The sequence below is a fragment of the Oleiphilus messinensis genome (assembly GCF_002162375.1).
Classification (GTDB): Bacteria; Pseudomonadota; Gammaproteobacteria; order Pseudomonadales; family Oleiphilaceae; genus Oleiphilus; species Oleiphilus messinensis.
The window spans coordinates 4448439-4474000 of record NZ_CP021425.1 but is presented as its reverse complement, the minus strand read 5'-3'; the positions used below and the strand labels follow the sequence as shown (position 1 = coordinate 4474000).

Below are 25562 nucleotides of genomic sequence, written 5' to 3'. Positions count from 1 at the left end.
TGTAGACGTTGCTGATTAACTGTAAACCATAATCACTGGCGATGTGCTGGTCGTGAAATCCATTCACACCGCCAGAGATACTGGATTGATGCCGGTCAGGTCAGGGTCAATCCAGTTTATACCGTTTTCAGTTCTGATTGAACGACACGGTCAGAGTATTGCCGCTGACTGTAAACGTAGGTTCCAGACCATCAACACTGTTCCCGGTAAAGTTACTTGCGCTGAACTGTGAGAGGTTTGCTGCGGTGAGCACGGTATACGCGGTATTGGGTTCAAATCCGCCGTTGTCTTTTTTCCAGAAATAAAAGTCCAGGGAAGACGAAGACTTCAAGATCAAGTCACCGGTGAGCGTGAGATCAGTGGTTGTCGTACCCAGCTGAATTTCAATGGTGCCCCCCGTTGCTTCCAGTGAACTTATCTGCAGACCACCGGTGTGGTCACTGATGTTCAATGTACCATTGCCATAGAGCTGAACGGTTGCGCTCTCACCCTGGGCATTATCATAAAAATTGATTCTGCCACCATTGCCTTCGTTGGTGCCCCCTAATGCGATCAACTGGGCGCTTCCTGCTGTTGTTGACCCAGAGAATGTCGTATAGCCGCCGGTCGCATACTGGCTGTTTGCACCTAGATTGATGAAGGTTCCATTCTCCGCAGTAGGAATATTGCTACCCGGTGTCCCATCGCCATAAACCGAGAATTCGGTGTAACCCGCTGGTGCACCCTCAACCAGTCCAGGATGGTTCCAGAATAATCCGTTACCCGCTGTTGGGCGATAAATGGTCGGCAAGTTGATTGAAAAAATGGTATGACCGGCGCTGGAGTGGCTGTCCAGTTTAGCGCCACAACCGTAGTTTACGAAGCTGCCATTTTCCGCTGTCGGGGAGCCATGTTTAGCGCTGAATTCCGTGTGACCACCGCCACCCTGATCGGCAGTCTGGGCACCGTAGTTGTAATAAAAACCCTGTCCGGCAGATGCACCCAGGGTATCCATATTCGGTGGATTGTTATTGAAGCTGGTCACCCCGCCATAACCACCGGTAACCGCTGCAGGGTAGTTATGGAATTGGCCTTGGCCACCTGTCGCGTTGCTATCGAAAGCAACATCACCGCCGTTAGCGCTGTCGTGAGTAGCGCCTTTGTTATAGTACACACCAAATGCAGCGGTGGAAGTACCGTAAAACTGCGTATTGCCGCCATCGCCACCGGAAACCGTGCCACCAACATTGGTGAATGTCGCGTGGGCAGCGGTAGAGGAATTGTGGAACACAACATTGCCAAAGGTATCGCCATCGGTACCCAGAGAGCCGTATATCGTAAACGTAGCGGTCGCCGCTGTTGATGAATCACAGAATGCAATTTCTCCACCCACGGTGCTACCATTTTCCGGTGGAATACCGGCACCTGTCCAGGCCTCAAAGTTAGCGCTACCTGCACTGGATGTATTGCAGAAGCTGATTACACCCCCACCGTAACCTTGAGTATCCGTTGGTCCTGCTGTGTAGTGCAGGTTAGTGCCACCGGCATTGGCTGAATTTGTGAACTGGAGCTGAGCATCGGTATACCCGGTGCTGGTGGACGCAACGATAAATTGCTGTTTGCATTGGGCACTATTGCTTACGCCGCTGCCTTCAATGGTTAACGCTGGCGTGCCACTGGATGCATTAAACATAAAGGTGTAAGACGAGGCTTGTGTCCCGAAATCAATAGCGTCGACTGTTGCTGCGCCTTGTGCATCAAATACGATTGTGGTTTGAGTCGAGTTGGAAAAGGTTGCTGTATCCGTAGGGACAGTGTTGTTTTCCCAGTTAGATGGTGTGTTCCATTCTCCGGTTTCAGCTTGCGTACTCCATGTTGACGACGTCATGAAATGTTCCTCTTCAATTGTTTTTGGTGGGGTCGTTTAAAAGATGACCAAGTCGCAGTATAGGACAGCTGTGCCGGTTATGTTTTGTGTTTTAAATCGTGATCGATTCCAAAATACGGATCGCAAGTTGCGCGGGAAACCTCGGTACTGAATTCAATAGTGATTAAAAACAATGGATTCGAGTCATAATCGAAAATCGTTGTGAGGATCAAACTGACGAAATAGCAGGTATTTATTTGTAAATTATTTTTGTAGCTTTTTGTTTGTGTTCTAGTGTGAAATTGTAATCATCTTTTCGTCTCCCTTCCCCCGGGCTGTTGTGACTTTCTCTAATGCTCGTTAAAGTATCGCTTCAAACTATGTTCAGGACTCGTTCAATTACAACAATCAGGAGGTTTACAACATGAATCACGCTGATACCGTTCAGTTAATGTACATCGCTTATTATGGGCGGCCCGCAGACGCGGAAGGGCTCGAATTTTGGGCGCAGGAACTGGAAAATGTCGATGGCAATATTGAAGCATTGATTGATGCATTTGGTGACTCTGTGGAGTATACCGAACGCTATGGTGACCTGAACAATGAAGCGCTTATTACCGGGATCTATCAGCAATTGTTCAATCGCGATCCAGATGAAGGCGGTTTGAAGTTCTATACCCAACTCCTCGATGAAGGTGCACAGTCACTAAGTTCCATCGCCATCGATGTTCTCAACGGTTCCACCGGCGAAGACGAGATCATCATCGACAATAAATTAACCGTCGCAAAAGCATTTACGGGCATGATCGCGATAAACAACGTGCCCTATCAATCTGAAGAACTCATCAACTCGGCAAAAGATCTGCTCAGCCAGGTCGACGCCACCGAAGCCCAAGTCGAGTCCATCGTTAAACAAGTCTTCAGCTTACTCGGTTCAATCGTCAACATCCCCATAGATCACGGTGATATTGATGTGGATATTGACTTCGATTTCGATATTAATAGCGCAGATATCATAACGGACTGTTTTAGCAGTGATAACCGAGTGTCCATCAGCCTGATTGGTACTGACGATACAACTGTCGAGTGCCCTGGTGCAGAGATTGGTCTGGTTTAATTATCGATAGTGTCAAGTTTTAGCTTTGTTCATCTGGTTTCTATGAGCTTGGTGTATGTGGGTTGGGTGTATCGATGGATATGTACATAATCGCCGTTATCTTGTCCGGTGTGATCTCTCTTTTTTTGTTGGTCAAGATTTGGCGAAGTGATGAGCATCTTTTGATCAAGTTTGCGGTTAGTAGCGTGACTGTAATTCCTGTAATGGGGCCGGTTTTTTACATGTTCGTGTCAAATAGAACTCCCCCACAGCATGTTTGCTTGCAAGACAACGGTCCGAGGGGGAGCTATCTTCACCGGCATTTAATTATGAGCAAGTTTTATAAGCGCATAGCTAAAGAAGATGGGGTCAGTGATGAGCAGGAGCTGCGTAATTGAGGAAGAATGTTTGCAAAGTCGAAAAAACGAGTCCATATTTTAATGGCGCGGTAAATTGAGCCGTTTATGGTTAAAGCTTACCCAGCGTATCATAGTGAAAGGATTTATAACGACATTTGTCGCGGGTTTTGAAGTCCAGCTTGTTTGAACCGAACCTGTCAAATGTCGTGATACTAAACCAAGGAAGGAGTCTCATGAATCTCACCTGTTTTTATTAAGTCCTGCAAATCAACTCTTACCGATAACAACATCGTAATGCTCGCATATACATGTCATGTTGCACGCGATGTATTGTGCATTGGAACTGCTCTAACACCGTTGGATACACTGTAAATCATTGTTGCATCTGTTGGTGGTCTCTTATTACATTCAGTACAAGGAACGATACATGAATTTGGTCTACAAAAATGAAAAGAAATTGTTTCTAATCGCCGCGATCCTTTCCGGGATATTCTGGTTCGCATTGATCGTAGGGACGTTTGGTATAGCGCTCTTATATTTGTTGCTGGGATATTTATTCTTTCTTTTCGCTCACTCTGCATTTATCACTCATCTCAAGGGTACGGGCGTCAAAATAACTGAAAAGCAATATCCGGACTTGCACGCACGACTGGTTCGTAGCTGTGAGAAAGTTGGAGTAACCGATGTTCCTGAAGCTTACCTGTTAAGGACTGATTTCTTTAACGCCCTTGCAACCCGGTTTTTGGGCAGGCACTTCGTCGTGTTGTTCACAGATGTTGTTGATGCACTGGAAGATCAACAAGGTGCTATCGATTTCTATATCGGCCACGAGTTAGGTCACATACACCGAAAACACTTGTCGTGGGGTACGTTTCTCTTTCCTGCGTCCATCCTCCCACTGTTAGGTGCTGCGCTGAGGCGGGCAGAAGAATATACCTGTGATCGATATGGCGTCGCATGCTGCGAGTCTGAAGACGATATAAAGGCTGCGCTTTCGGCTATCGCGGCGGGAGATACGCGCTGGAAATCGATCAATATAGATTCATATGTCGAGCAAGTTGCATTAACAAATGGCTTTTGGATGTCTTTCAATGAGTTAACGGGGGATTATCCCTGGCTCACTAAACGTATGGCTACCAGTCTGTCACTTGCCAGAGGTGAGGAAATAAAACATCCGAGACGTCATGGATTAGCTTGGTTTCTCTCAATTTTTGTTCCTCGGGTTGGTACCGGTGGCTTGGCATCGCTAATTGTTACTGTTGCAATAATCGGCATACTGGCAGCGGTCGCGATTCCTGCCTATAAGGACTACACAGAGCGTGCTCGGTTATCCGAGGGGTATTCAGCAGCACAGCCGATCAAGGCGGGTGTTACTGATTATGCGGTCGAGAATCGAGCGTGGCCAAGCTCCTTGTTTGATTTAGGGTACGAAGAAGAGTCTGTGGTGAATCATGGAAAAAACTACGAAATCAAGATTTACGATGAAGGGATAATTGGCGTAGAAGTTGGCGATGAACAATATCTTGTTCTTGAACCCAGTTTTGACTACGAGGAGGGCAGCGTAAGCTGGACTTGCTCAGGACAAAATATTGAAGAGAAATTTGTACCCCGGATGTGCAAATAGATAGCTTTGTATTGAAATGGTGAATAGCGGCCTTGAATATCTAGCACGACATATACAAGGCCGTTAGTGAATCATCTCGCTAATTATAGCCAGTATTAACAATTAGCATTTTCAATGCAGCGCATTCAAAAGTTCGATGATTTAATGAAAATGCGGCATCCTGAATCAATTCATATCGGAATTCCGGCATGGCATTTTGTACACCATTCCAAGTATCGATCACTGGACTACCATTGGGGAAATCGATTGCTAACGCTTTATCCACAATGGCAACCCGTGCAGCTGAATCTGCTTTGAGAAACTGTTTGTCGTGGGTGAAACCCTCAAACAATTTACATAGCTGATCGAAGTCATTTGCTTGAACTTGGCGACTCAAAAGCAATATCAGAACAAAAGCCAGTTTAGTAATTCTGACCATAACTAACACCGTAATTGTATCCTGTAGATGTTTTCTGGAGCGGTAGTTTTGGAGATAATTTTTTGACAAATTTTCTCGGAGAATAGTCCACTATATGTCTGCCTTTGGCGTCTGTGATATAAACCCATAAACCGTTCTGATTGAGCCAAGCCGTACCACCTTTTGATGCAATTGTCATCGCTGAAATACTTGCTCCGCTAAACCCTTCGTAAAAGCAGGGCTTGATGAACTGGCGTTGTTGTTCTGGTTCGCTTTCACGAACTTGGTTTAGCTTGCGCTGGATATCATCATCAACCATAGACTTAAGTATTCCGACACTTATGGAAGCTGGAACAGCTGCTCCACCTGCTAATCCTGTGGCATACAAGGCTAGATCTACTGAATCAGGTTTCTTGTCGTAAGTGAGGTAATTGAGCACCCATACTGCCGGCGTGACTGAATTGCCGAGAAATGCGCTACCGCCTTTTTCCATTGATATTGAAGCGAGCGAGCCTCCAGCGGTTAGTAGGGTATTGGCATTGTTCTGGATTGTTTCCTTGATAGCCATAATTATTCCTTTAATATATTCTGCTATTCATCAGCACATCGTTGTGCTTTGAGATGCTGCAGAGTAGAAGATATAGAGATTGAGTTCAAGTGAATGTTTAACAATTTGGCTCGAAAACTCATACACCTCAGAAAGTCGAAAGTTAATCAAATGGATTGAAAAATATGGATGTTGCCCACTCGACAAAAATTTTTATTGGCTCTATTTTTGGTATGTTTGGTGTGGTTTTATTCCCTTACATACAGTTTTTGCATGAATTGCAAACGATCACATTTGAATCATTTATCCTTTTGGCTGGGGTGTGTATTCTCACTCCGGTTATTCTGTCTGCGGTGTATTTAAAAAAAATCTCGCCTGACTTCGCTTTTTTGGGGCCGGTTTTATTCATTGGACTTTCACTTGTATCTTTGATGTGGGGGAGTCAAATAAAAGACTATATGTCTTTGAAAGCCGGCTTCTTCGATTCCGAAGCCGGTGAGCTTGCAGAGCCTCCGCTATTGAACAATGCCGCTCCCCATTTCTTTCGCGATGCTGGTGTCGCTTTTAGCCTAAATTCTGCCTGGATCAGTAAGCAGCATCCCGTACTGGGGTATGAATACTTTGTTTTGGAGAATGATAACGAGAGACAAGCCGAAATAAGGCCTACCTGCGCTCATGGCTCGAATAAGGGGCTTGCGGAATGGGTGCTAGCGCTTGGTGTATCGGGCTCTCAAGATAGCAAACCAAAACAGTGTTTTCTTTGGCGAGATGACTTTCGTGCTTGTTGGATTGAAGATGCTCAAGATGATACATGGCCTTTCCGCTACAGGTTTATTTCCGAAAATCGGGCCATACCTCAATCTTTTCAATTTGATCTTGTGACAAATAAATATGATCCGTCTGCACTTTCCGATTTTCGTGAATTACTAAGGTCAATTAATATTACGCCTATTGCCCCAAATCCTAACTGTGTAATTATCTCTGCATGGCTTTAGTTGTCTTGGGATGCATAGCTTATTTTGTCGGCTCGACCCCAAGCTATTAACCTACAGAACGAGTATGACTTACAAATGTCGTGGTAATAAAAACCGGAACGATTCTCAAGGTGTATTCCAGTGCGGAGACTCTGGATATTGAAAATGCCTGGATGAAGGTGTAGATGTCTCAGGCGTTTTCATTCGAATACTCTCAACCAAAAATTTGGCCGATAAAGGTAAATAATGGCCACAAAGAATAAGTGCTTTTGATTACCATCGTTACTTTACAGAATTTTGTAATATGCAATCGACATTCAATTGGGTGATAGTGCTTGCCTGGAATGTCGTGATTAATCGAATTTTAGGTGAAAGACGATGGATATGGGCATAGCAAAAAAGTTTGTTTCATTGGTGGACCGGTCTCATACGATTGCCGGGCAGCCGTTTTCGCCAGCCACTGGTGTGGATATACCGAAGGGGCTTTACGGCACAGTACACTACGGCATTATGGTTCCCGGTTTGCCTGAGCCGTTCCGGTTTTTGAATATTATTGTCCTGATTGGCCAACCTAAAGCCCGTCTGTTTGCCAATCCTCATTTGATTGAGACGTCTGCAAAAGACACTGCAAACCTGTTGGTGGGGTCAGCAACGGCGACGCCGGATCATTTCCAGGGGTATTCCGTTCAGCGGGATTGTGAGTTCAAACCTGATGGCAGTTATCTCAAGTTCGGTAATGATCTCGTCATCGAGGGTCAGTATCCAAATTTCTCAGTAGTGCGTGAAGGGCATGATTTTAATCTCCAACTCTCATTGCGGGCTACGGACAAAATCGCCCATTTCTCGCGCATGGTGGGGGGACTGTACGATCACTGGTCTATTCTCTGTGAATATCAAGGTGTGATTGAACAACATGGTGAAAAAACCGAATTGCAGGGGCTTTGTACTTATGAGTATGCCCGAGCGATGAATGTGAATCTGCCATTTCGTTTCTTCACTTATCAGATTATCAATATCGATGAAAACACGCAGGTACTGATGGTTGAAGTGTTGGGGCCGTTTAATATGGAAGTCCAGCGCCGTGTGTATGTGCGCACGCTTGATGATCATGGCGGGATATACTCCAAAGGTTTTGACTTCAAGGTTCACACCTTCGAAAGTGAAGAGGTTGTCACGCCAAATGGTGTCCGCATGCGATTGCCGGGACAGTTTAGCTGGCGAGTGGAAGATGATGAAGGCGTAGAATTGATCACCATAGAAGGTGACTGCAATCAGGATTTCAACTATGGTATGACCGCTGGATATGCGGGTAGTTACCATTATAAAGGCCGATTTAAAGGTCAAGCGATTTCAGGAACTGGCTATATCGAGTATATTGATCTCAGGGGAAAATAGTAAATTAACTGAGGTGATTGCGTGCGCCATCTTGATGTAGACGCGTTACGATTTCCGGTCCATTTTATCGAAACACTGGAGTGCCTTGTGCATTCCAGCGGTGGTGACACAAAAAACCTGCGAACCGTTTGCGGTTTACCGACGGACGTTCAGCCAGAGTGGTTGACGTTTGCCCAGTTTGACGCGATGCTCCGATACGGCTTGCCATTTATGAGCACAAGCGAACCCTTCTCCTTTCAGTTGGGCCGTCAGATCTCGTTAACTTCCCACGGCACATTCAGCGTTGCTGCCATGACCTCGAAGACGCTGGGTGATGCACTCGATGTCGCGGTGCGCTACCTGCCTTTGGTTTTGCCAACCCATGAGCTCCACCGGATTGATGTGGGCAATCAGGTCCAGGTACACATTCAGTGTCTTCATTCTCTGGGGTCGCCCTATGACGAGATGTTGATTGAGACGATACCGTTTGATTTATATCAAATGATACGATTGGCGGATCAAACAGTTGACACGGTAAGTGGGATGGAGGCCGGTCATTTCGTCAAGTTTGCCCATAACAGTCCTTTCCCTGCGGCGATCTATGAAGAGAAGTTCCATTTAAAAGTCGAGTTCGGGAGTACGGGCACCTACTTTAGTGTACCGCGTCAATTGTTGACTAAAACGTTGTTTACCCATAACCGCACTACACACCAGAATGCGCGGGAAATCCTGGACGCGCAGCTTGCCCGAATTGGGCATTTGCACAGTGTATCCCGTAAAGTGGCCCAAATCTTCAAAGGTTCGATACTGGGGAAAAATATACCGGATGCGGCTTCCGTGGCGAATACCTTGGGTCTTTCCCAGCGTACATTGGCACGGCGGTTAAGTGAAGAGGGGGTTTCTTTCCGCGGGTTACTGGAAAAAGCCCGCATAGAAAAGGCGGAAGAATTGTTAGTAACCGCTAATCCACAGCTCAGTCGAATTGCCGATCAACTCGGCTACAGTAATCTCCCGTCCTTTTCCCGAGCCTTCAAACGCGCCAAAGGGATCTCGCCCCGCCACTACGTGCGACAAATTAAAACTGATTAATGCTTTACGCAGTGCTGGCGATTAGCCCGCATTCCTTCCAGCGTGCAAGATAATATCCTGTTTGGCTTTCTCTACGTTAAATACTGCGCTTCATGGATCAATTGATCTACTATAAAGCGAAAGTTATCGAAACAGATCAGGTTTATCGGATGAAGAATGTCGTAATTGGATTACTGGGTACCGTTTTGGACTATCGCAGCCAGGGTAATAAGCGTTGGCAGAGCTGGCGTCCGTCTGTGGGAATTTGCATGCAGGAAGACTTTTTGGTGGATCGGTTCGAGTTGATTCATCAGGTCAGTGAGGGACGTCTGGCGCGTCAGGTGCTGGAAGATATTCAAACGGTTTCGCCTCAGACAGAGGTGACACTCACCGCTGTCGATTTCAAGAATCCATGGGATTTCGAGCAAGTCTACAGTCTGCTGCTTGATTTCTGTTTGGGGTATGACTTTGCACCCGACAAAGAAAATTACCTGTTACACATCACCACAGGAACCCATGTTGCGCAAATTTGTTGGTTCCTGCTCTGTGAAGCGCATTATCTTCCAGCCAAAATACTGCAGTCCTCTCCGGGAAAAAAGCGCGATGGTGCCGGAGGGCACTACCAAATCATCGACCTGGATCTGTCCCGGTATGATGCGATCAGTTCCCGATTCCGGACTCAGCATCTGGAAGGTACGGAATTTTTGAAGTCAGGCATCGCAACCCGAAACCCGGCATTCAACCAGATGATCCAGCAAATTGAAAAAGTCGCGATTCGTTCAACCGCGCCAATGTTAATCAATGGGCCGACAGGGGCGGGTAAATCGCAATTGGCTAAGCGCATTTTCGAACTGAAACAAAAGCGTGGCACGGTAAAAGGTGAATTCGTGGCGGTTAATTGCGCCACGATTCGGGGAGATGGGGCAATGAGCGCGCTGTTCGGCCACACCCGTGGCGCCTTTACGGGAGCCCAGAATGCGCGTAAGGGGCTGCTGGCTAGAGCCGATAAAGGCTTGTTATTTCTCGATGAAATTGGCGAACTGGGGTTAGATGAACAAGCCATGTTGCTGCATGCGGTTGAGGAGAAGTGCTTTTACCCGGTGGGGGCCGATGCTCCGGTTTCGAGTGACTTTCAATTGATTGCAGGTACGAACCGGGATCTCTACAAAGCAGTAGATGATGGTATGTTTCGCGAAGACTTATTGGCCCGGATTAATCTTTGGCGGTATCAGCTCCCCGGCCTGAAAGATCGTCGTGAAGATATTGAGCCCAACCTGGATTATGAGCTGCGCCAATCGGAAATTCAGCGCGGCCATAAGGTAAGTTTTAACAAGAGTGCTCGCGAACGCTATACCGCCTTCGCATTGTCACCGGACGCACAGTGGCGCAGTAACTTCCGGGATCTGAATGCCTCGGTGCAACGCATGGTTACCCTGGCAGACGGTGGCCGGATTAACGAAGCCAATGTACAGGATGAAATAAATCGATTGGTTGAGCAGTGGCACCCGGAGCATGCGGGTTCCCGACTGACAAGTCTTAACCTCGCTGATTTTTTGAGTGAGGATGTCCTGGCTACGCTGGATCGCTTTGATCAAGTCCAGTTGGCGGATGTGATTCGCGTTTGTCGTGAGAGTCGCAGTGCCTCTGAAGCTGGTCGACGTTTGTTTGATCGCTCTCGAATGCGTAAGAAAACCAGCAATGATGCCCATCGGCTCAGGCAGTATTTGACTCGTTTCGGACTAAGTTTTGATGACCTGTCCTAGGGCCAACTCAGCGAAGCCCTTCTCTGGGGGCTTGACTGATGCATTCCTGCGGCGGGCAGTTTGAAAAATAACGATTCATCTCGTTAGGGTAAATCATGAAGTTATCGAAACTGATATAAATAGATCCAGCAGGATAAGTTTGTGGCTTTACCTGTTGGTTGTTGTACTGATTATTTATTTAAAAACATGTGCTTATCGTAATTCTTTGTTTTGGCACCCATTTTGTAATCGATATTGATAGACGCATACAGGTATCTAGTCCTGTTGCCCAAGCCATCCCGTTTTCAATCGGGAAGGCGAATTTGAGAATAGAGGTAAAGATGAATTACGAAGTGATTAACACGCCAAACGGAGTGCCGATTAAAAGCTGGACCAAAGGTGTGCCGTTTGAAGATCAGGCCCGGCAGCAATTAAAGAATATTGCCAGCTTGCCCTTTATCCATAAATGGGTGGCGGCGATGCCGGATGTTCATCTTGGTAAGGGGGCGACGATCGGTTCGGTGATTCCAACGGTTGGCGCGGTCATTCCGGCTGCTGTGGGTGTTGATATCGGGTGCGGCATGATGGCACTTAAAACCAACCTGAAAGCGGCGGACTTGCCGGACAGCCTATTGGCGGTGCGGAATAGTATTGAACGAGCGGTTCCCCATGGTCGATCAACGGGACGAGGTCGTCGCGATGTCGGGGCCTGGGGGTCATTGCCGGAACAAGTGGCAACACGCTGGAACCGCGAATTGAAACCGCAATTCGACGCGCTGACAGCCAAACACCGTGTATTGGAAAAAACCAACAATGCCGTACACCTGGGGACGCTGGGGACCGGTAACCATTTTATTGAAGTTTGTCTGGATAAAGATCAGGCGGTTTGGGTGATGTTGCATTCCGGGTCTCGCGGCGTCGGAAACCGGATTGGTGGTTACTTTATCGAGTTGGCTAAACAGGAAATGGCTCGGTATTTTATCAATTTGCCGGATAAGGATCTCGCATACCTTTGTGAAGGTACCCAGTATTTCGATGATTATGTTGAAGCGGTTGGTTGGGCGCAGTCCTATGCTCGAATCAACCGTGAAATCATGATGCACAATGCGTTACTGGCGTTATCTTCCACTTTGGGGCGACCGGTTACCGGGATGGTGGAAGCTGTGAATTGTCATCATAACTATGTGACGCGGGAAACGCATTTCGGCAAAGCGGTCTGGTTAACCCGTAAAGGTGCGGTGAGTGCGAAGAGGGGTGAACTGGGTATTATTCCCGGCAGCATGGGCGCGCGATCCTTCATTGTACGTGGACTCGGTAACGAGGATAGCTTTTGTACTTGCAGTCATGGTGCCGGACGTGTCATGTCTCGTACCGAAGCAAAGAAAAAAGTAAGTCTTGAAGAGCACATCGAAGCGACAAGAGAGGTGGAATGCCGGAAAGACAAGAATGTCGTGGATGAAACGCCTCGGGCCTATAAACCCATCGAAAAGGTCATGGAAGCACAAAATGATCTCGTCGAAATCGTTTATGAATTAAAGCAGGTTGTTTGTGTTAAGGGCTAGATCGGAGTATCAAGGAGTCAGGATGATGTTTGAAATTGATGGCCGTGTTGGCGAAGGTGGAGGCCAGATCCTCCGTACCGCGCTCACCTTGTCCATGTTGCTAAAGTGCGGTGTGCAAATCCGCAACATCCGGGCGGGTCGACCCAAACCCGGACTGATGAGACAGCACCTCGCTTGTGTTCTGGCTGCCCAGGAAGTCTGTGGGGCCGAGGTGTGCGGTGCGCAGTTGGGATCACAAGCACTGGAATTCTATCCGGGGGCGGTTAAAGGCGGCCAATTTTGTTTCGATATCGGCAGTGCCGGTAGCACGACGCTGTTGTTTCAAACCATCTTGCTGCCGTTGCTCTCCGCTTCGGAACCGTCACAGGTCGTTTTAAAAGGCGGCACCCATAACCCGATGGCACCGTCACTGACATTTATTGAAAAATCATTTTTGCCGCTGCTTCGGGCAATGGGGGCGGAACTTTCAATTGATGTGGCCCGCTGGGGCTATATGCCCGCTGGAGGGGGGGAATGGCGAGTAGACATTACACCCAAGCCATTGCGGCCGATTGAACGAACCGAGCGTGGCCCTGTCATCGAAAGTCAGGTCATCGCTTACCTAAGCGGTTTGAAGCGGAATATTGCTGAGCGTGAATTGGCAGAATACGAAAAGCTTACCCCCATTTCACCTTCGAAATGGGGGGTGTTGCATCCTGAGGCCAATTGTTCCGGAAACTTGCTAACCCATGAATTATCGTTCTCCCATGGGGGGTATTGCTTCGCTGAGTTGGGCGAAGTTCGGCTGCGAGCCGAGACCGTTGCACAGCGATTGCACCAACAGGTGCAGGCATTTATGGCGGAAAATATCGTGCTGGATGCACACTTGACGGATCAGATGATGTTGCCGATGTGGTTCGCAGGGGGAGGGCGGTTTGCAGTCGGGGACTTGACCGAACATGCGGCGACCAACCGCCTTTTAATTGAACGCCTGACGGGCTGTCAGTTCCAGTTGGAGCAGCGGGAGGGCCGGAATCTTCTCAGTTTGACGAACTGCGACTAGACTTAATTTAATTTATCATTCTTCGCGTTCTGAATTTAGTGAGCGGTTGTTCATCATCGTGCGCTGGAGAGAATTGAGTTGTGCCAGTTGGGGGAGCACCGTTGCAGAAATTTCCACCGGGTTACCTGGTTGCCGAGACGTTGTTTGAAAACCGGGTGACCACCGTCTGCAGAGCCCGCCGGATCAAAGATCAGTCATCAGTGATCCTCAAGACACTGACAGATCCGTCACCCTCACCGATGCAGGTGTCCCGTTTGTGGTTCAATCGGGACATTTTGAGTTTGTTCGATCACCCGAATGTTATCAAATTACTCGACTGGATTGATGTGGATCAGCAATACTGGCTGGTGATGGAAGACATTACGGGTGTTGAGCTGGACACGTTTTCTTGCGATTTTCCAGAACGGCAGCTCCCGCTTCAGCGCTTTTATCACATTGCTATTCAATTGGCGGATGCCCTCAGTAATATTCACCATCAGCAGGTTATTCACAAGGATCTTCACCCTGGAAATATTGTGATTAACCGGGACTCGAATCGGGTTCAAATTATCGACTTTGGCTTGGCATCGCTGTTGTCAAGAGAGCAACCTTGTTTGGCTCCACCCGAGCAACTGGAAGGCATGCTCGATTATATATCCCCGGAACAGACTGGGCGCATGAATCGCGCGCTGGATTATCGAACTGATTTTTACACTTTGGGCGTTACGTTATATCAGCTCTTGACTGGCAAGCTTCCTTTTCGGGCTGAAGATGCATTGGGCTTGATTTATGCTCACTTGGCGGTTCAGCAGCGTCCCGTTCATCATATTCGACCGGATATTCCCGAGTCGCTCTCGGCCATTATCGATAAGCTTCTGGCAAAAAATGCGGAAGACCGTTATCAAAGTGCACAGGGGTTGAAATTTGATCTGGAACAGTGTCAATCATTACCCTTATCCTCTGCAGGTGGCACTTTCAAGTTGGCGCAACGGGATATCTCCGACCGGTTTCAGATTCCCCAGACGTTGTATGGCCGTGAAACTGAAATTCAGGGGTTGTTAAACCTGTACCAGAAGATATTGGCGGGTCAGCCGCAGTTGCTCACCGTTGCGGGATATTCCGGGATTGGCAAATCGGCACTGGTACATGAAATTCATAAGCCGGTAGCGGCGCATCAGGGAATCTATATCAGTGGCAAGTTCGATCAATTCCAGCGCAATACGCCTTATTCAGCATTGAAATCCGCATTACAGGGCTGGTTCACTCAGGTTCTGCAAAGGCCGAAGGAAAAACTTGATGAATTGCGCGGCTTGGTGCTTCGGGAAACCGGGGCAATGGCCCGGGTGTTGATCGATTTTATGGGGGAATTCAAACTGTTGCTGGGTGATCTGCCTGCATTGCCCGATTTGGGGCCAAAAGAAACCCAGATCCGGTTTCATCGGGTCTTTCGGGCTTTCATCGCTGCGGTTACCACCAGCCAGCCTTGGGTTCTCTTTGTTGATGATTTGCAATGGGCTGATCGGGGGACGCTAAATTTAATCCCGGAATTGCTTTTGATACCTCAAGCACGACTGCTATTAATATTGGCCTATCGTGACAACGAGGTCGATATGGTTCATCCGCTGAACAGAATGCTGGTTTCCGTACAGCGTGATGCCAAGGGGATCGCAGGTCAATGCACTGAACTGCGATTGCAGCCGCTTTCCCTCGGCCAAATCAGAACCTTGCTCGCAAACACGCTGCATCAGAGCACGGATGTGGTTAGCCCACTTGCCGCGTTGGTGCATCACAAAGCGGGCGGCAACCCCTTTTTCACAATTGAGTTCCTGAAAACCCTTTATCGTAAACAACTGTTGAATTTTTCGCTTGAGGCACACCGCTGGCAATGGGATGACCGGGAAATTGAGCGCGAAGATATAACCGATAATGTTGTTGAATTGATGTTGCAGCGCATGTCCGAGCTGCCCAAGGACACTCAGGCGCTGATGCAACTGGCGTCCTGTGTCGGGTCTCGTTTTGATTTGGCCATGTTGGCTTGCATTTCCGACAAATCGTTTCCGGAAACGGTTGATATTGTCTGGCCTGCACTGCGGGATGGTTTATTGGTTCAGGAGGGCGGGGACTGGTTTCCGGGGCTTTTGGATATCCGATCTGGTACTGATGACGGGGCAAACCCGGAGGCCCGTGCCAATGTGAATTCAGATTTGAACCCGGATGTAGGATCGGGCGGGCAATCGGTGGCGCGTATGGAATCCGGGTGGTTACAGACTTGTAAGTTTATTCATGATCGTATGTTACAGGCGGCTTATGAATCGCTTGAGGTGAGCCTTTGCCAGCAAACTCATCTGAAAATTGGTCGTACACTGTACCGACTTTGCCCCGAAGGTGAGCTGGAGCGCAATGTTTTTGATATTGTCGAGCAGTGGAATCAGGGTATTGACTGGATTACCGATAGCGATGAACTTCTCTTGTTGGCAAAGCTGAATTGTCTGGCTGCAGAGCAGGCAAAAGCGGCCAGTGTCTGGCAAGCAATGTTGCTTTACGCGCAGTGCGGGCTGCGTTTATTGCCCGAATGCAGCTGGCAGCAGGAGTATGAATTGACCTTGAGACTGAATTTATTCGAGGCTGAGTCCCATTTTCTCCTGGGTGAGATTGAGACTTCCGAAGCGGCCTATGAGAAATTGATGCCTTTTGTGACCGGCAGTCAGATGCGCGCGATAATCTACTGTGATCGCTTGGTACAGGCAATCGGAGCCGGTAAATGGTTACAAGGTTGTGAGTACGGCAATCTGGGTTTGCGAGCTTTGGGGTTTACTGTTCCCCAAGACGAGGCAGAACTAAAAAAGAGTATTGCTGACTTGGCATCGAGGGCAAATTTGCAGTCTGTTTTGCAACAGCCCTTAAAACCTCAGGATTTACCCAACCTGACCGATGCCACCTTACTGATCGCCAGTCGTTTGATCGCCAATACCGGGCAAGTCAGTTATATCATTGATCGCCATTTATTACAGACTTATTTTTTTGAACTGGGATGGGAGCTCACCTATAGCGAAGGCAAATCGGAGATGACGCCCCTTTTGCTTGCGTGCTATGCCAATTTACTGACGTTTCAGTTTCGTTTGCCCGAAGCAGAAGCCATCGGTCGAGCCTGTAAACGCTTTATCGATTATTATCCGAACGCGCCGGAAATGGCGAATAGTTTGAATTTGCTGGCGGGCGTTAACTGGTACTTTTTTTCGCCCTATTCCGAAGTTATCGAGCTTCACGAACTTGCTTACGAGTTGGGGCAGCAGAGTGGCGAGATGTCCAGATCTGTTATCAGTCACTGCAATACCTTGTTTCTCTATGTGGCCATGGGAACACCGCTGCGTGAGATTCAGACACTGGCTCGTGATTGTGATGTTGAGTGCCGCCAAACCCAGACTTTTTCGGTTATCCCCCTGGTTTCCGATAAATTGGTCAAAGCTTTGATCAATTCAGGGACACCTGAGGATTTGGGGGACGAGGCTTTTCCTGAGTCATTGCTAGACAAAATCAGAGATACTTTCCATTACGTCTACCTGTTGTGTTACCGACTCCAGCTCGCCTTCTGGTGTGATGATCAGGCGATTTCGGAGCAATTGTCCGTCGCGGTGTACCAGCGGCATCACCGTATACCGAAGTTTTGCTGTTATGTTGATTATATGCTGCATGCGGTGCTGACGTTGCTTCGCGTGGAGCGGCCTTTGAGTACCGAAGAAGCGGAACTGTTGAAAGACTTCAGTCACCGGTTTGAGCAGTTGGCTGAGTTTAATCCTGATAACTTTGGCCATAAATACCAGTTGATTGAAGCCGAGCGGCTGCGCATTGCCGGGGATCAGAGTGCTAAGTGTATGAGGCATTACGAGGCGGCCATCGAGTCTGCACGAACAAACGGCTTTCGCAATTATTGTGCGCTCGCCCATGAATGTTATGGCAAGTATCTCCTGAGTCTGGAATTAATCCGGTACGGTGAGTTGCATTTGCAAGAAGCATTGCAGCTTTATCATGAATGGCAATGTGGTGTGCGTGTGGATCAGTTGATGCAAGCCTACCCGTTTCTCACTGTAAGGCAGACGAACACCAGTGGAGGGGCCAGTCCATCGGGAACGGGGCTCAGATCCTCTTCCAGTTTGCGCCAGGGGCTGGACGTTGATTCAATTATGAAATCTGCCCAGGCACTGTCCAGTGAACTTGATTTGAAGGGATTGGCTGAGAAAGTGCTGGAAGTCATTATGGAGAATGCCGGTGCACAGTTTGGTGTCTGGATCTTGCAACGAGGTGAAGCGTCCACGGTTGAGGCCCTGATCGACCAGGAGGCCGGGGAGCGGGAGATTCTCAGCCACCGGCCGGTTCTGGAATGTCAGGATTTGCCCATTGCCCTGATCAATCTTACCCTTCGGACGGGTAAGGTCATTAACTTGCAGGATGCAGCAACGGACGGCGCGTTTAGTGCCGACGATTACCTGTCTCGAAAGCAACCCAAATCAGTTCTCTGCGTACCCGCGTTGTTTCGGGATAAGCAAGTCGGCGTTTTGTATCTGGAAAATAATATCAGTCGCGGTGCGTTTACCGATGACCGTCTTGATGTTATCAGAATGCTCTTAACCCAGGCCGCCATTTCATTTGAGAATGCGCAGCTGTTCAGCCAACTTCAAGAGCTCAATACTAGTCTGGAGGAGAAAGTCGATCAACGTACCGCTGAGCTGGATAAAGCGGTAGATGAATTGCGCGTTGCCAATCAGGAGCTCGAAGCGTTCAGCTATTCGGTCTCCCATGATTTGCGTGCGCCGCTGCGCGTGATGAAGGGCTTTAGTGATGTGATTCTGGAAGATTACAGTAGTATGCTCCCAGAGGATGGCCAACTGCTGTTGACTCGAATCATAGACAGTGGTCAGAAAATGACGTTGTTAATTGATGGGTTACTGGAGATGTCCCGGGTGCAGCGTCGTGAGCTGGAGTACACTGATGTCGATTTATCCGCCCTGGCACAACAGGCTGTTAAGGATATGCAGGAGCGCTTCCCCCAACGGGTGGTGGCATCCGTTATTCAAGCGAATTGCCATGCCCGTGCGGATCAGAGATTGGCGGTTTCAATCCTGGAAAATCTGATTGGCAATGCCTGGAAGTATTCCAGCAAAGTGAAAGCAGCATCGGTTTCCTTTGGTCAATTGCCAGCAGGTAGTGTCATTCCAAAAGGTGTCGGCCTGGTACCGAATGAGTGCCCCGATGGCTACGGCATTTTTTTTGTGGGAGATAACGGTGCCGGGTTTGATATGGATCATGCCGAAAATCTGTTCGAAAGCTTCAAACGATTACATAGTGAGCGTGACTTCGAAGGCTCTGGAATTGGTCTGGCAACGGTACGACGAATTGTGGAAAAACACGGCGGCAGCATTTGGGTTGAGGCCTATGTTGGCCAGGGTGCGACGTTCTACTTTACCCTTCCGCTCGCCTGAATATGAAACGCCAACAAATCTTGATTAAAGTAATTGAATAAAGCCGAAGTCGAGTTACGGATTTAATGCTAGAATTTAGTGGGCTCGAATGTCTATCGTTAACTGTGTTTCGGCGAGATTATCGTGCGTTCGTCTAATGGTTGAGGCTGCTCTATGTCAGGTTCATTGTGTCGCTGTCGTTTGGAGAGATAGATGTTTGTGTTTAACGGGGTTCAGTTGAGAGTCCTTTGTTTACTCCTGCTGCTGATAGGCGTAGGTTGTCTCTCTTTGATAGTCCGGGCTGCATCTGATTCCCATTCTGGGTCTGTCACCAATGCCCTGTCCAAACCGGAAGGACGTGTCGTGCTAACGGTAACCGGCAGCATTGGTATAACCAACGGGGATGGTACTGCGGAATTTGACCGTGCGATGCTACAGCGTAAGGTGCAGCACGACATTCGTACCCAAGTGCCCTGGCTGGAAGGCAAATACCGGTTCACCGGGCCACTGATGCGAGACTTGCTTTCTGATCTCGACGCGACGGGGAAGTCACTCCGAATTCGCGCAATGGATGGCTACAGCGTAGTCATTCCTGTCAGCGATTTCAGTCGATATAACGTTATTCTTGCTATCAGTCGTGATGGTGAGCGAATGAGAGTTCGCGACAGAGGGCCAACCTGGATTATGTACCCGTTTGATGCTGCACCAGAGCTAAAGCAAGAACTTTATTATCGACGCTCGATTTGGCAAATTGTCAGTATTGAGGTTTTTTGACCGGGTTTAGAGCTTGTTCAATCATGTTTGAACATAATTTTGATTGCACTTGAGACCATTTTGATCATACATGGGACCATCGATGGTTGCTCGTCTGTTTTCAACACGTTACTTTCCATTGCTTACGGTCGTTGTGCTGCTTTTCGCATTCACCCTGCATAATGGTTACCGTATTTATCACACCAATAAAGGTGAACAAACCCGTATCAAATCTGAAATCTTCTGGATGTTTTACCAGGCAGAGCGCCAGTATCTGCGCTTATTGTTGTCTTTAAGTAATGAATTGAATGGTGTCGCCGCTGAGCCTGATGAATCCGTAATTGATCAATTCGATATTGTCTGGGGTTTCCAGATTGCACTGGAAACGCTGACTCGCAGGAATCCGGATATGGTGGTCAAACTCCCCGTATTGTCTGCGGCGTCGAAGCAATTGGGACGAAGTCTGCAAACCAATGAATCGGCGATCATCAGCCTTGCCACGCTTCCGGAATCCGAGAAGCTGGCATTACTGGCGGAGCTTCGGCGGCTCGAGCCCTTGTTGCAGGATGCCGTTGTCGGATTGATTAATCTGGATAATGCCGAACAGAAAGAACACCGGGAAACCCTTGCAAGTTTGACCGAACGTGCATTGGCATCGTTATCGCTGGCCCTGTTGGTGGTGTTTTCCACGGCAATTTTTCTCCTGCGTGAGATGCAGGCGAAAGATGCGTTGTCGAGTGCACTGCAGGTGAAGTCCGACTCCCTGGAAAAAAGTCAGCATCAGCTCGATAGTGCGCAAAAGATCGCGAGTGCTGCCAGCTTTGAGTACAGGGTGTCAGAAAATCATCTGGTGCCCTCCCGTTACCTTGCTGACATTATGGGGTGGACGCTCGATGAGCCATTACCACTGGATGCGCTGTTGAATGCGTTTATTGATCCCGAGCAGCGTCAGGTGATTTCAGCCATGATCGTCACAGAACAAGTCGGCGGCATGGCTGAAGCCATTCTCCGATTGAAAAATGAAGAAGACCGGCTTGTAGAGTTTAATCTCGATGTCAGCCAGGATTCCTCGGGTGCGAAGGTCATCTTTGGAACATTGCATGACATCACTCGCTTGAAAGACGCGGAACAGCTGGCCTGGAGCCTGAATAATGATCTTGAGTTCCGGGTCGCCGAAAGAACCCAGGCTTTACAGGTGAGCTCTCAAGCTCTGAAAGATTCAAACCGCCAACTTCAGGCCGCTCGGATCGAAGCGGAAGCGGCGAGTCAGGCGAAAACTGAATTTCTGGCAACTATCAGCCATGAACTCCGTACCCCGATGAATGCCATACTGGGGTTGACTCGGGTTTGCCTGAAAACGGATTTGACTGAAAAGCAGAGTCGAATGCTGAATGAGGTCTGTCAGGCTGGAGAAGACTTGAACGCCGTCATCAATGAAATGCTCGAGTATGCAGAATTGGATGCCGGAAAAATTATGGTAATCGATCAGAGTTTCAATTTGCGCACGGTCCTTGAGCGGGTCGCGGGGGTCTATCAATGGCTCGCAGAGCGTAAAAGTCTCGAAGTACGAATTGAAGTCGATGCGGAATTGCCTGAGTTAATCCTGGGCGATAATGAAATTCTGCATCGCGCGCTGCTGTATCTGTTTAATAATGCCGTCAAATTTACCGAGCAAGGGGAAGTCGGGTTGAATTGTGAATTGCGTGAGCGGCAGGGTGATGTTTTGATCGTCCGGTTTTCGGTAACCGACACAGGACCGGGTATACCCGGTGATATTCAGGCGGCTATTTTCGAGGCTTTTCGTCAGGGGGATGGGTCATCTACCCGATCCCATGGTGGCACAGGATTGGGTCTGACACTCAGTGAAAAGCTGGTGCGTGTGCTCGGTGGCCATATCCAGTTATATTCTCAGGAAAATGTAGGCAGCATGTTTTGTTTCGATATTCCGTTGAAAGCAGGTAAAAAGGGGCACACCCGGGAAGACGCGTGCGGGGTGCCCGCAGGGCCCTGATAATCAGAAGAGACTGTAATCAGAAATGATAACTGACAGTCGCATTGATAAAGCCGCGTAACCCTTGCAAATCGTCCTCTATGTCATCTTTTTCCCGTGCCAGGTCTGCCGCACTCAGGAAATTATTTGGATCTACGGCCGTAAATTTCACATCGGGAGATTGGAAGGCGACCGCCAGACCCAGTTCTGCATGAAAGTCGAATCCTCGTTCATGGGTTAGTTTGTTTCCCCAACCCACGCTGATATAGGGCATGACACCTTTGTCCTCGATATCCAGCTCCAGAGAGGTGATATCGCCTTTACGGACTTCTTTGTTTCCGACCTTGAAGGTCTTGTCCATATCGGCGAAGCCGGAAATATCAGTTTTATTCAGCAGCAGCCCGGATGAGAAAAAGACCTCTTCTGCCCAGCCCTGGAACGGGTACCAGTCAAGCCCGGATTGCAGGTTGTAGGATGCAAAATCAGCATCCTTGTACTCGGTGTTGTTGATCTCGAGATCATCTATGTCATCGATACTCATCCCGGCCAGAGCACCACGCCATTGCACTTGATCATCCTGCACAAAGCTCCATGGCGTTTTTCCACTTACACTGATACCCAACCCGGAGGTACCGATGGATCCTCCAATGGCGTATTGTGGTGTGTCCTGTGGGTTGGCACTCAAGGACTGAGAGAACAGGGCAGCGATGGCTAAAACCAGGGCTGTCGGGCGCAGCGTTTCTGTGATCAGTGTCTCCGCGATCAATGTACCTGGACGTTTTGTTTTGCGGCTTGAGTTTGCGGTCATTTCCAACATATAGATGCTCCATTACAAGTAAGCTGAAATTGCTTGAAATACTGACCGGGTAGATGACCTGCACCCCCCGAATCAACCTGGAGCCATTGTTGCGAATATCCCCACGCAATGCTGTGGTTCTTCTGGGACAGACTGTGACGATACCAAGGGGCAATTATCTTCACATTAAGGCCTGAACGGTCACAAAGTGTCACGGGACCTTGTGCTCCTGTACTCTGGGCCAGCACAGTTCGAACTGTGCACCGCCCAAATTAGAGCGCTTCAATTGAATCGTGCCGCGATGCCAGAGTGCAATCTGTTTGACAATAGCTAACCCGAGACCGTGTTCCTTCGATATCTCTCGTTGTGCGTTACCCAATTGGCTGAAGGGCAGAAAGACTTTTTCGTAGTCCTGTTCGGGAATGCCGGGGCCATCATCTGAAACGCGCAGACAATAATGGGTTTCCGTTGTCACGAAATCAATTTCGATGGTTGATTTGGCAAATCGAACGGCGTTGCCTAACAGGTTATCCAGCGCTCGGAGTATTGCTCTGCGATCGGAAAATACAGTTTCTGTATGCAGTTCCGGGCTGATATCGCAACCGATATTCAGCTTAGGGTAGGCCGCTTGTGTCAACTCTGTTGCATCCTGCAGTGCCAACGCAAGTTTAGAGTGACTGAATTGCGCAACATCTGCGGCGCGACTGTAGCGTGACAGCGCCAGTATCTGTTGGATCAGGTGATCTAGCGTATCGATACTGGTACCGATACTTCGACTATACCGGCGTCGATCCTCTTCGGATACGTCATCGTGATCCAGCATTTCAAATGCGAAACTAAGGCGGGACAGCGGTGTTCTTAGATCATGGGCGATGGCATTGGTCAGGTCACGCTGGCTTTTGATCATGTTTTCAATTCGATCCGCCATGGCGTTAAAGGAGCTGGCTAACCGGATTACGATGGATCGTTTACCCAGCTCTGCGCGTCGGTCAAGATAGCCTTCGCCAAAGGATGAGGCGGTACCGGCCAGTTTATTCAGATCCCGCCACAATGGATAGAGAAACAAAATCATGCCAATGGACAAGGCACCAATGACCATGCTGAAAATGGCGACCAATGCTTTTTCGATCGAACCAGGCATCGGGGCCGGGCCCGCCCTTAATAGCTCTTGCTCGGTTAACGAAATGTAAAGAATAGTGTAGCGTTCCTCACTCAGTTCGTAGGTTATGCCTTTTTGCTGCAATTGTTGTAGTTTTCGTTCGGATAGCTTGAGTCCATCTAAAGGCACCAGGGTTAATGGAAAAGCAAATTCTGGCTCCAACGCTGCGAGTCGCGTGCCCCATTGAACTCGCTCAAGCGTCAGTAACTCATCCCGAAGTAACGTGAGAGGGCCCCGGGCGGAATTGATGGTGTCCAGATCTTCGCCGATATCCAGATACATGTAGATGCTCAAATCAGAGCCTGAAACCTGACGTGCCAATACGGAAACATCGTCATCATCCAGATAGGCAAATTTACCCTGTTTCAGGTTTTCAACAATAATTTCGGAGTCACTGGCCTCATTGGTGGGAATCAATTTGATGTCATAAACAAAATTGCGGGTGATGTCTGGAAATTGTTCTACCCACTCTGACTGGGGGTGCTGGTTAAGGCGTTTCTCGAGTAGATAGAACGTGCCTTGGTAGGTGTTCACCACCCGATCCTGGAATAGCCAGTTACTCAGGCTGTTGATGGGGTTGTAATCACTGGGATAGAGCAGCACGACTAAGGGTAAAATGATAAATAACCATAAGCGACCAAAGGCTTTAAACATGTGTTTGAGTTACTCCTCGGACTTGTTTTCATTTGGTGTAACCGGGCAGAGTAAGTAGCCTTTGCCGCGTACGGTTTTAATCAGTTTGGGTTCGATGGGGTCGTCGTTCAGTTTCTTGCGCAGTCGCGAGATTCGCCTATCAATGGAACGATCAAGGCCGTCGTATTCGAAACCACGAAGGTTATGCAGGATTTCATCACGGGAAACGGTGGACCCACTTTTTTTGGCTAACAACGAGAGCAAATCAAACTCCGCCGTTGTTAAATGAACCATGCGCTGATTGATGTGCACCGTGCGTGACTGAAAGTCAATTTCCAGCCCGTTACTCTTAAGCGAAGGGACGGGTATAGCGCCAGGGCTGGCAGCCTGACCGTCTTTCGTTTGCGCACTAGTTGGATTTGCTGTGCTTGGATTTGATGTACTTGAATCTGATACAGCCCGATCACCGGCGGACGGGACAAGTGCTCCCCGCCCGGTAATCTCCGAACGCCTCAGGAGTGCTCTTATCCGGGATAGCAGCAGGCGGGGTTTAATGGGTTTGATGACATAATCATCTGCACCTAACTCCAGTCCCAGCATCTGATCCATGTCCTCATCCAGTGCGGTTAGCATTAAAATGGGGGCGGAATAACCGTTTCGAACCTGTCGACATACTTCCATACCGGAAAGTCCGGGTAGCATGATATCCAGTATCACCAGATCGGGCTGTGCTGAAAGAATTTGCTCAACTGCCTGTGACCCGTCCTGTACAACGGAGACCTCAAAGCCATTTTTAGTCAGGTATTCCTGTACCAGCGAAGACAGTTCGTCGTCGTCTTCTACCAAAATAAGACGGTATTTTTGTTCTGATAATGCATAGTGGTCCATAGCTTCTCCAACTTACCAAACTGTTTCCTGACCAAACTGTTTCCCGATCAAACTGCCTCCTGTTCCTACAGCCATTGCCTTGTTCCCAAATGATGCCAGCCTTTCGTGAATCCCGCGAAAGCATTTTTGTGACAGATTGGGACAAATCCCGGTCTTGTCCCCTGATAGGAGGTAAAAATTGTGATTGTAGCTAAACTCATAGCTGTAGCTAAACTGATAGCTGTCGCTAATTTGAATTAAGTTTAGCCATGCGATTTAGACAGTACCGTGGTTTTTA

At 48.5% G+C, this 25562-nt stretch carries 17 protein-coding genes; 11 read left to right on the top strand and 6 right to left on the bottom strand.

The genetic code is table 11. The features are described from left to right. Positions 1–127: 127 nt before the first annotated feature. Entirely contained in the window at positions 128–1867 is a 1740-nt protein-coding gene (locus tag OLMES_RS19410) for an autotransporter outer membrane beta-barrel domain-containing protein (protein WP_087462789.1), read from the bottom strand. A gap of 346 nt (positions 1868–2213) precedes the next feature. On the opposite strand from OLMES_RS19410, the gene OLMES_RS19405 reads away from it, so the two are divergent. Further along, positions 2214–2963 carry a DUF4214 domain-containing protein gene (locus OLMES_RS19405; protein ID WP_269767764.1) on the top strand — a complete coding sequence of 250 codons (750 nt, stop codon included), beginning with the start codon at positions 2214–2216 and terminating at the stop codon, positions 2961–2963. A gap of 765 nt (positions 2964–3728) precedes the next feature. Beyond that, entirely contained in the window at positions 3729–4925 is a 1197-nt protein-coding gene (locus OLMES_RS19395) for a M48 family metalloprotease (RefSeq protein ID WP_087462786.1), read from the top strand. Between the two features lie 79 nt (positions 4926–5004). On the opposite strand, the gene OLMES_RS19390 is transcribed toward OLMES_RS19395, so the two are convergent. Then, positions 5005–5343 (bottom strand): hypothetical protein, encoded by a 339-nt coding sequence (locus tag OLMES_RS19390; RefSeq protein ID WP_087462785.1) that lies wholly within the window; start codon positions 5341–5343, stop codon positions 5005–5007. Continuing rightward, the gene (locus OLMES_RS19385) at positions 5327–5890 is read right to left on the bottom strand and encodes a hypothetical protein (protein WP_087462784.1); all 564 of its coding nucleotides are present in this window, start codon (positions 5888–5890) and stop codon (positions 5327–5329) included. Before OLMES_RS19385 ends, OLMES_RS19390 begins: the two co-directional genes overlap by 17 nt. Positions 5891–6054: 164 nt before the next feature. On the opposite strand from OLMES_RS19385, the gene OLMES_RS19380 reads away from it, so the two are divergent. The 9 genes from OLMES_RS19380 (at position 6055) to OLMES_RS19340 (ending at position 21830) form a co-directional block, all read left to right on the top strand. Continuing rightward, entirely contained in the window at positions 6055–6864 is an 810-nt protein-coding gene (locus OLMES_RS19380) for a hypothetical protein (protein WP_087462783.1), read from the top strand. A 357-nt stretch (positions 6865–7221) separates the two neighbouring features. After that, positions 7222–8238 carry a DUF6670 family protein gene (locus tag OLMES_RS19375; RefSeq protein ID WP_087462782.1) on the top strand — a complete coding sequence of 339 codons (1017 nt, stop codon included), beginning with the start codon at positions 7222–7224 and terminating at the stop codon, positions 8236–8238. A 21-nt stretch (positions 8239–8259) separates the two neighbouring features. After that, entirely contained in the window at positions 8260–9306 is a 1047-nt protein-coding gene (locus OLMES_RS19370) for a helix-turn-helix transcriptional regulator (RefSeq protein WP_087462781.1), read from the top strand. A gap of 92 nt (positions 9307–9398) precedes the next feature. Further along, on the top strand, positions 9399–11048 hold the full coding sequence (rtcR, locus tag OLMES_RS19365; protein ID WP_269767723.1) for an RNA repair transcriptional activator RtcR: 1650 nt from the start codon (positions 9399–9401) through the stop codon (positions 11046–11048). A 320-nt stretch (positions 11049–11368) separates the two neighbouring features. Further along, positions 11369–12589 (top strand): RtcB family protein, encoded by a 1221-nt coding sequence (locus OLMES_RS19360; RefSeq protein WP_087462780.1) that lies wholly within the window; start codon positions 11369–11371, stop codon positions 12587–12589. A gap of 22 nt (positions 12590–12611) precedes the next feature. After that, the gene (rtcA, locus tag OLMES_RS19355) at positions 12612–13631 is read left to right on the top strand and encodes an RNA 3'-terminal phosphate cyclase (RefSeq protein ID WP_087462779.1); all 1020 of its coding nucleotides are present in this window, start codon (positions 12612–12614) and stop codon (positions 13629–13631) included. Positions 13632–13711: 80 nt separating this feature from the next. Then, positions 13712–19087, top strand: coding sequence for a protein kinase domain-containing protein (locus OLMES_RS19350; protein WP_087462778.1), 5376 nt, complete (start codon positions 13712–13714; stop codon positions 19085–19087). 192 nt (positions 19088–19279) lie between these two features. Beyond that, entirely contained in the window at positions 19280–19840 is a 561-nt protein-coding gene (locus OLMES_RS19345; protein ID WP_232465150.1) for a hypothetical protein, read from the top strand. Between the two features lie 82 nt (positions 19841–19922). Continuing rightward, on the top strand, positions 19923–21830 hold the full coding sequence (locus OLMES_RS19340) for a PAS domain-containing sensor histidine kinase (protein WP_198343039.1): 1908 nt from the start codon (positions 19923–19925) through the stop codon (positions 21828–21830). A gap of 19 nt (positions 21831–21849) precedes the next feature. Here OLMES_RS19340 and OLMES_RS19335 read toward each other — a convergent pair whose 3' ends face one another. From OLMES_RS19335 to OLMES_RS19325, 3 genes are all read right to left on the bottom strand, one after another. Then, positions 21850–22626 carry a hypothetical protein gene (locus OLMES_RS19335; protein WP_087462776.1) on the bottom strand — a complete coding sequence of 259 codons (777 nt, stop codon included), beginning with the start codon at positions 22624–22626 and terminating at the stop codon, positions 21850–21852. Positions 22627–22816: 190 nt separating this feature from the next. After that, positions 22817–24418 (bottom strand): ATP-binding protein, encoded by a 1602-nt coding sequence (locus tag OLMES_RS19330; protein ID WP_087462775.1) that lies wholly within the window; start codon positions 24416–24418, stop codon positions 22817–22819. A 9-nt stretch (positions 24419–24427) separates the two neighbouring features. Next, positions 24428–25285 (bottom strand): response regulator, encoded by an 858-nt coding sequence (locus OLMES_RS19325; protein WP_087462774.1) that lies wholly within the window; start codon positions 25283–25285, stop codon positions 24428–24430. Positions 25286–25562 lie beyond the last annotated feature (277 nt).